Genomic DNA, 7,961 nt, shown 5'->3' with positions numbered 1-7,961 from the left:
TGACCAGGCCGATGAATGCCAGTGTGTAGACGCCACGGGCCGGGGCGAGTATCAGTGTGCTGATGGCCAGGGTGATCAAAGGTACGAAGGCGGTATAACGTAACAGCTTGTGAGAAACGAGCTGCCAGGCAAACAATGGATACCGCACAGGGTTCATCAGGTGCCGCATGTCTTTCAATGCCCACAAGGCACGAAGGCTGACACGCACCCGCATGCTGAATTCGCTGTTGCTGTCGTTCAGGGTTTCCTCTTTCAGCAGGGCCTGGGGGTCGTAGATTACCCGATAGCCCTGCTCGACCACTTTCAACGGTTGTACGAAGTCCGGCAACTGGTCGGGGGCGAGGGGTCGGTAAAGCCCCTTGCGCATGGCGTCTATGCCGCCATCCACACCGACAACCGAACCTAACCGGGTTTCCTGCTCACGTAGCCAGTTCTCGTATTTCATATAGGTACTGCAGCCGTCGCCCACCAGGGAGCCGTCGTCGTTCACGTAGACCATCTTGCCCGTCACATAGCCCACATCGGGGTCGGCGAAGTTGCTGCACAATTGGCTGACCGTCTGGCTGTCCCACTGGGAGTTGGCGTCGGAGAAGAGGATGATGTCGCCCTTGGTTTCGGGTACCAGAGTGTTCAGGCCGGTGGTTTTGCCCTGTCGAGGTACTTGTCGGAAAAGGCGGATGGGAAACCGGGAAGAGCTTGCCACCCGCTCCACAATGTCGTCGGTGCCGTCGTCGGATTCGTCCGAGATAACGAGAATTTCCAGTTTGTCCGATGGGTAGTCCAGTGCCAGTTTATTTCGCAGGGTATCTTCGATGTCCCTGGATTCGTTGTAGGCGGCGATAAGAATGGATACTTTCGGCAGGTAGTTCTCTGATTTTTGCACTGGCCTTGTTCTGAAAGTAGCAATGGCTTTGACTGCCAGCGGGTAACCAAAGTAGATGTAAAGCAGCAGGAAAACCGAACACCAGAACACGAACTGCATCATGCAACCCCGCCCGCGGCCTTGAAATCACCGGATTCAGCAGGCTCCGTGCCCAGAACGCCCTGCCTGCGAAGTACACTGCTCATGGTAGTGAATAAGAAGTGTCCCAGTAATTTCGACAGCCGCGCCTCGCACACATCCAGATTGTTGTAATGCCGGAACCGGGAAAACCATTTAACGTCCAGCCGTGGCTGGCCCGGGTCTACCTCCCAGGGATGGAGGTAGAACACGAACGGCTGGCCCTGGCGGTTGATGCTGCCCAGGCCCCAGCGGCTGAACCAGTAGGGAAACAACCGGAAATAGCCACCGCCGGCGATCGGCAGGGTGTAACCGGGAAACTTCAGTGTGCTCAGGGGGAACTCGGCCAGTTCATGGCCTTTGTCGGTTTTCAGGCGGTGGGGCCAGCGCGGCGCACCCGGCATGCCGTAACGGTCGTGGTGCACCGGGAAAATGGAGGAGTCCCAGGTAAATCCTTCCTCGGCGAGTATATCCAGGGCCCAGCGCGACTGGTTGGTGATAGAATAGCTTGCGGCGCGATACCCAGTGACGGGTTCGCCAATAATGTCCTCGAGGATCTGTTTTGAGCGCCTGGTTTCCTCGCGAAAGACCTCGGGTGTCTGGTTATAAATCAGCTGATGGCTGTACCCGTGACTGGCAATTTCGTGGCCTTCTTTCCGGATCAGGCGAACCAGTTCGGGAGACTTTTCTGCAACCCAGCCCAGGGTAAAGAAGGTAGCCCTGGCCTTGTGACGGTCCAGCAGGCTGAGAATGCGCTGGGTGTTGGCTTCTACCCGGTATTCCATGGAATGCCAGTCTTCCCGGCGGACGGCTTCGGCCAGTGCGGCAACCTGGAAGTAGTCTTCAACATCAATGGTCAGGGCGTTTTCAATCGCGCTCATGGTCATCACATCCTTGCGGCGCCGGTTTACAGAAGCCTGTAGTCAACACTTAACTGCACCCAGTTCTCGTCATAGGTCTGTGTTTCGATGTCGCTGTCGCGCTCATACCGGCCCACTCTTGCGGCCCACTCAAGGCGGCGCGAGGAGCGGTAGGTCAGGCCCAGATCAAGGCCGGTGGTCTGATAATCGGCTTGATCTGCCTTGTAGGTCAGCAACTCATACTCGCCAGAGGCGACCGCGGACAGCTTTGGGGTCAGTTGTCTGGTATAACCGACCCTTACCCCTGTTCCGTCCCGCCGGCCTCCGGCGACGGATCTCGCTCCCAGGTAGTCGGAGCGGTTGGCGAAGGCGGAGACAGACAAGGAATCACCGTTACTGAATATTTTGTCCAGGCCGGTTTCAATACTGGTGGCTTCAAGCGTGTTACTTTCTTCCAGCTCGAAAGTGAATTCATTGAAGCGAATGTCGTAATTCGATGCCCGGTCCGTGAACTCCCGGGAGGCCCTGAGATAGAGCGTTCCTCCGGAGTTCAGTGAGCGTGTAAGGTTCAGGTCACCCACCACCCCGCCTGAATTCTGCTCAAAACTCCCAAGTGTGGTATTTATTTCACTGACCCCCAGGGACCCACTCAATGCGGTTGTGGCCCAGCGTTTGCTGAAGGTGCCACTGAGTGTGCTTGTGCGGATCTGCGCGCCGGTGTCAAGCTCCGCGTCGCTCACCGAAGCGGATAAACCGGCGGAAAAATCCGGCGAAAAAAGGTGGCTCCAGGCGATGGCGCCGATGAATCTGTCACTGTCTGGATAGGACAGAGTACTGTTATTATTTCTGCTCGGGTCTGAGAGGTCGTTATACTCTGTGTTCTCATAACTTGAGGATAACTGAACCGAATCCAGCAGTGACAGTTGCCAGAGATAGCTGGGCCCGGTTCGGAAGACATTTTTCCGGGTCCGGTTGTCGGGTGTGTTGCTCAGGCGACGGGTTCGGGTATATTCCCGGGTCTGGTTGTCGACTTCCCAGGAAAGACCCTGTGCAAGTTCACAGCTGCCTGTAATGCCTGCGTTAATTCCTGTTTGCGGCTCGTAGGTATTCTGCGAGTAAACCGAATAGGATAATTCGCCGTTCGCGCTGGCAATACATTTTCCGGGATCGGTCTGGTAGTTGCCCCGTAAGGTAAACCGGTTTTCAATATCGCTCTGCTGTTGATCCGCCCTTCTGGCGATGTTGTCGCTGTATCTGGGCCCAAAGCCCACATACAGCTCCGGAGGTGTAGCCAGTGTAACCGGCGAGCTGGCCAGAAGGGCCAGCCCCAGCGAAGGCCGCAGCTTTGCGGCGAAAGACCTGAACGCCATTGCCTTAACCATTGATCACCGCACCCACAAATTTATCCGGATTGAACGCCAGGGCCGCATTCTCAATCTTGCCTGGCGTCAGCTTGCCGTGGGGGACCACCAGCATGCCGTAATCGCAAAGATCGGTCAGAATCCGTGCGTCCGGAGAGTCGGAAATGGGCGCCGTATCCAGCACAATGAAGCGATCTGGATAGCGGCGGCGGATGGCCTGCAGGAACTGCTTCATGCGAAATGAGGTAAAGAACTCCGCTGGCGTTTCGCGTTTGCTGCCTGCCGGTATCAGGCGCAGGCGTGGAATGCCCGTGGGATAGATAATCCGGCCGATGTCGTAGTCCGGGTCTTCCAGGAAGTCCGTCAGCCCGGTTTCGGCGGCCAGGTCCAACTGGGCGTGCAGTGAGGGGGCGCGCAGGTTGCAGTCGATGATCAGCGCGGTTTTGGACTGGTCAAAGGCAAATGCCGCTGCCAGGTTGAGGGCCATGAAAGAGGTTCCCGCACCTTCACAGGCGCCGCTGACCACCATGGTGAAGTTGTTGCCACCCGACAGTTCCAGCAGTTTGGTACGCAGGTGGCGAAACCGGTTGACGAGGGCCCGGTTTTGGGATTCCGGATAAATGATGCGCCGCTCGTCCATGTCGTCGCGGGTGAGCCGGCGGGGCTCCTGCATCTTGACGATCTGTTTGCTGATCACGTACTTGTCGACAGCACCGGGGCCCAACTCCAGGGAACTCGGTACCAGCATGCGGGAGTCATCCCACTGGGAGAAATCGTTGCCGTGCCCGCTATCGGAATCCGCACCCTGTTTCTTCAGATCGCCTATGCGTTCCCTTGCCTTGAAATCCGCTCCACCACTGTTGTTATCACGCGCCCGGGTACTGGTTTTCATCTCTTCCCTTTCCCTGTCCCGTTTTTGCTCTGTCATTAAATAACCCCCATCAGAGCAGCACCGGCAACACCGCCATAGGCAGCTACAACCAGCACGGCGCATACAGCGACGGAAACGGTTAAAAATCGGTCCCTGCGTTTCTCGTAGGGTGTTCGTACGTGGGGCATCTCTGCCAGCACGGGCAGGCCAATACCGTCTTCAAGCTGTTTCCGGGCCCGTACACGGGGGTCTATCTGCAGTGCGCCGGCCGCAAGGCCGAACGGGGCCAGGGCTCCGAGAATCAGGCCAGCGGAAGCAAACAGCTGGAACTGCGGACCAACCGGGTCCAGGGGGAATTGAGCGGTTTCATTGATGCGGAAATTCAGGCCCTGGCCTTCGATGTCCAGGTACATGGATACCCGGGCTTTTTCGCGGCGTCTGAGCAGGTCGTTGTAGATCTGTTCGTTGACTTCCATATCCCGTGTGAGCTCTGAATACTGTGTCTTGTTTTCCTGGATACGCGCCATCCGCTCTTCCTGCTCCGCGATCAGATTCTCAAGCGAATTGATGCGTGATTCCTGGGTGCGGATACTGGCGCGGGTTTTGGCAACTTCCGCGCTGATGTCCTGGTACAGAGGATTGACCAGTTGATCGCCTTCACTGGCAGCCAGGCCCAGCTCACCACTGAGGGCTGCCCTGTCCCGTTGTTTTTTCAGCTCGGCAATCTGTTCCTTCAGTACCACAATATCCGGGTAGGTGTCGTGGTACTGCAGCCGCAGTTCGTCAAGCTGGGTTTCCTTCTCGCGAATTCTGCGGGTGTAGGAATCTGCCGTTCTGGCCTGGCTGAGCATGGGTTGCACGTCGCCCAGTTGTGACTCCAGGGATTCGGCCCGCGCCATCAGTTCGGAGCGCTCCAGCTCGGCCAGTTCCAGTTCGCGGCGCAGGTTCGCCATGCGGGCATTGGCTTCGCTTTCCGTTCCGTCAACATTCTCGGAGAGGAACTTCTTCAGTTTTTGTTCAACCCCGGCAAGTATGGACTCGTAATTCTTGACCTGCTTGTCGATGAAGTTGTAGGCGTTACGGCTTTCCTTGCGTTTGCTTTCCGAATTTTCGGATATAAACAGTTGCCCCAGGCGTTGTGCAATGCGGAAGGCCTGCATGGGCGACTCGGAGGTATAACCAATACTGAAATAGCGGTCACCACGGGGACGCACATTCATGTTAGTGCGAAGCATGCCGATTCTGCGCTCGAGTTCCTCGTCGGTCAGCTGGTCAGCATCCTGGCCGAAGATGTCCTTGTCTTTGGCAACCTTTGACATGACATCCCGGGACCAGAGCATTTCCCGGGCTACGGAGCTGCGCTCGCTGATCTTGGTGGTTACGGCACTGCCTTCCATCAGCGGGCGAATAATATTCTGGTCATCCACAAATATCACAACCTGAGACTCATACTTGTAAGGCCAGACAAACCCTGCCCCCAGTACGGCAAAACTGACAATTGTGAACAGGAAAAAGGCCAGCCACTTACGCGAGCGGACCTCTCTGATTATTTCCGAAGGAATCTGGTTTAATGGAAGTGCCATCTCTAATTACCTGTTGATAAACAGTTCCGCGCCGGCTTCAAACAGCGGTTGCAGCCAATCCTAGAAATTCCGTTCCGGCACGGTCAGGATATCCCCGGGTCGCAGGCGGTAATTGGTGGATACATCACCCTTGCTGAGAATGTCGTTGAGTCGAACGGGAATGGCCACCATCCTGTTGCCCAGTGAGCGGTACAACATGGCGTCGTTGAGGTTGGCAAAGGGGTTTGCACCGCCTGCGCTCAGCACCATGTCCAGGACCGTCATTCCGGACCTGTGGGGCACGGAGATGGGCTGGTTGACCGCGCCGGTTACCCGCACCCGGTTGTTGAATTCCTGGCTGCCCATGGACTTGACCACCACGGTTACCTGGGGTTCACGGATGTAGCTTTTAAGGCCTTCCTCGATTTCATTGGCGAGCTGTTCCGGCGTTTTACCGGTGGCCTGGACATCGCCAATAAGGGGCATGGATACCCTGCCGTCCGGGCGTACGGGAACGCCGATGCTGAGATCCGCATTACGCCAGACCGAGATCTGGATTTCATCCGTTGGGCCGAGCACATACTCCTCGACCCCCGTTGATGTCTGCAGGCTGAGAGCTTCGTTGATGTCTTCCTGAGACGATGGCTGAGGCCCGGCACAACCCGTTACAAACGCTACCGCCGTCACGGAGATCAGCAGTCCCCGCAGTGAATACTTCGATGACATTGTTATTCCTCTCTGATTCCGTGTCTGTTTCCGTGTCCCGGGGAGGGCAGGTCCCGAAACTACCTTGATCCTTTCTTGAACAGTACCACCTCTACTGTTTGAATTATAATCAATAAATCCAGCAACAGGCTTTGATTCTTGATGTAATAGAGGTCGTAACAAAGTTTTTCCCGCGTGTCTTCCTCGTTGCCCGCGTACGCAAAGCATAGCTGGGCCCAGCCGGTCAGGCCAGGCTTTACGCGATGGCGCTCACTGTAAAACGGTATCTTTTCAGACAGCTGCGCCACGAACACCGGCCGTTCGGGGCGCGGGCCCACGAAGGCCATGGTGCCATTGAGAACGTTAAAGATTTGCGGCAGTTCGTCGATCCGTAATTTTCGGATAACGTCACCCACCCGGGTTACCCGGGTGTCGTTTTTGCTGGCCCAGACTGCTCCATTTTTCTCAGCATCGTTAATCATGGAGCGGAATTTGTACACTTTGAAGACTCTGCCGTTAAGCCCTACCCGTTCCTGGCTATACAGCATCGGCGCCCTGAAGCCATCCTCTGCTTTTATGGCTATGACGGTAAGGATCATCAACGGCAAACTCACAAGCAGGAGCGTTGTTGCTGCCAGGATATCCAGTGATCGTTTACCAAATCCGAAGACCGACGAGACGGTAAAACCATCGGTAAAAACCAGCCAGCCCCTGGTGACCATTTCCAGCGCAACTTTACGACTCTCCCGCTCATAGAAAGTCATACCGTCAACAATTTTTACGCCCTCCATCTTGCATTCCAGCAGGTCTTCCATGGGCAGGCCCTTGCGGCGATCATCCACGGCTACCACAATTTCACTGACCGGGTTCTTGATGATGAATTGGTGAAGTGTGGTGGGAATGTTCAGCAGGTAGTCGTCGCGGATCTCAACCGGCTCGTCCGGCAGGGGGACAAACCCCATCAGGATGAACCCCTTGCGGTTCAATGGTGCTTTAAGGTCTTCGTGAATCTGCCTGGCGCGAAAGCCAGCACCCAGTACCAGCACCTTTCGTTTGAAGGCGTCCTTGCCCACCGTGTCGAAGAAGATTGAGCGCGCGATACCGATCAGGAAAAAGCCGAACACAGACCCTGTTGTCAAAACACCGCTTTCACCGAGGTACCACAACCAGTCTGCTGCCAGCAGGTAGGCAAAACCGTTTAAAGGAATGCTGATAATCAGCGCCATGATGGTGCGGAGCATCATGCCCGACATGCCCTCCTCCAGGCGCGACTGGTGAACACCAAGCGCCACCATCACCAAAAGGTTCATTGCCGAAAAGACAACCGCTGATGGCAACAGAAATCGCAGGTTTTCAAGGAAGAAGGAAAGGTCGCCGAAGTAGCGAAAAAATACCGTCAGGGCGAAGGCAAACGCCAGCAGCAAAAAATCAATCAGGCCGAGGATGACATACGGAAGATGGATGTAATGCCTGAACAATCTGACGTGGGCCACGCCAACTCCTTTTGCTGCTCACAACAATGAAACAACGCATCCAGTGCGTTTACATACAGCGTTATATGAACAGCAGTGTACTGTAAATTCCTGTAACTGCAACCAACGG

At 55.8% G+C, this 7,961-nt stretch carries 7 protein-coding genes; all 7 read right to left on the bottom strand.

The genetic code is table 11. From position 1 onward, the window contains the following. Window positions 1–985, bottom strand: a 985-nt coding sequence (locus AC13C0_RS05310; RefSeq protein WP_482954049.1) for a glycosyltransferase family 2 protein, incomplete at its 3' end; no start/stop codon positions are given. Further along, complete coding sequence (locus AC13C0_RS05305) at window positions 982–1,881, bottom strand: XrtA system polysaccharide deacetylase (protein ID WP_482954048.1); 900 nt, start codon at window positions 1,879–1,881, stop codon at window positions 982–984. The genes AC13C0_RS05305 and AC13C0_RS05310, both read right to left, overlap by 4 nt. 26 nt (window positions 1,882–1,907) lie before the next feature. Further along, window positions 1,908–3,230, bottom strand: a complete 1,323-nt coding sequence (locus AC13C0_RS05300; protein ID WP_339621287.1) for an outer membrane beta-barrel protein — start codon at window positions 3,228–3,230, stop codon at window positions 1,908–1,910. A gap of 4 nt (window positions 3,231–3,234) precedes the next feature. Further along, window positions 3,235–4,149, bottom strand: a complete 915-nt coding sequence (locus tag AC13C0_RS05295) for a P-loop NTPase family protein (RefSeq protein ID WP_482954047.1) — start codon at window positions 4,147–4,149, stop codon at window positions 3,235–3,237. Then, window positions 4,149–5,675: an XrtA system polysaccharide chain length determinant gene (locus AC13C0_RS05290; RefSeq protein ID WP_339621290.1), complete on the bottom strand. Its 1,527-nt coding sequence runs from the start codon at window positions 5,673–5,675 to the stop codon at window positions 4,149–4,151. Before AC13C0_RS05290 ends, AC13C0_RS05295 begins: the two co-directional genes overlap by 1 nt. Window positions 5,676–5,735: 60 nt before the next feature. Then, window positions 5,736–6,380, bottom strand: coding sequence for an XrtA/PEP-CTERM system exopolysaccharide export protein (locus AC13C0_RS05285; protein ID WP_286803867.1), 645 nt, complete (start codon window positions 6,378–6,380; stop codon window positions 5,736–5,738). Between the two features lie 59 nt (window positions 6,381–6,439). After that, the gene (locus tag AC13C0_RS05280) at window positions 6,440–7,852 is read right to left on the bottom strand and encodes a TIGR03013 family XrtA/PEP-CTERM system glycosyltransferase (RefSeq protein WP_339621292.1); all 1,413 of its coding nucleotides are present in this window, start codon (window positions 7,850–7,852) and stop codon (window positions 6,440–6,442) included. Between the last annotated feature and the right edge of the window lie 109 nt (window positions 7,853–7,961).

It is taken from the genome of Marinobacter sp. B-21, assembly GCF_056857895.1.
The sequence above is the reverse complement of the archived record's forward strand: the minus strand, read 5'-3'. Positions and strand labels throughout refer to the sequence as shown.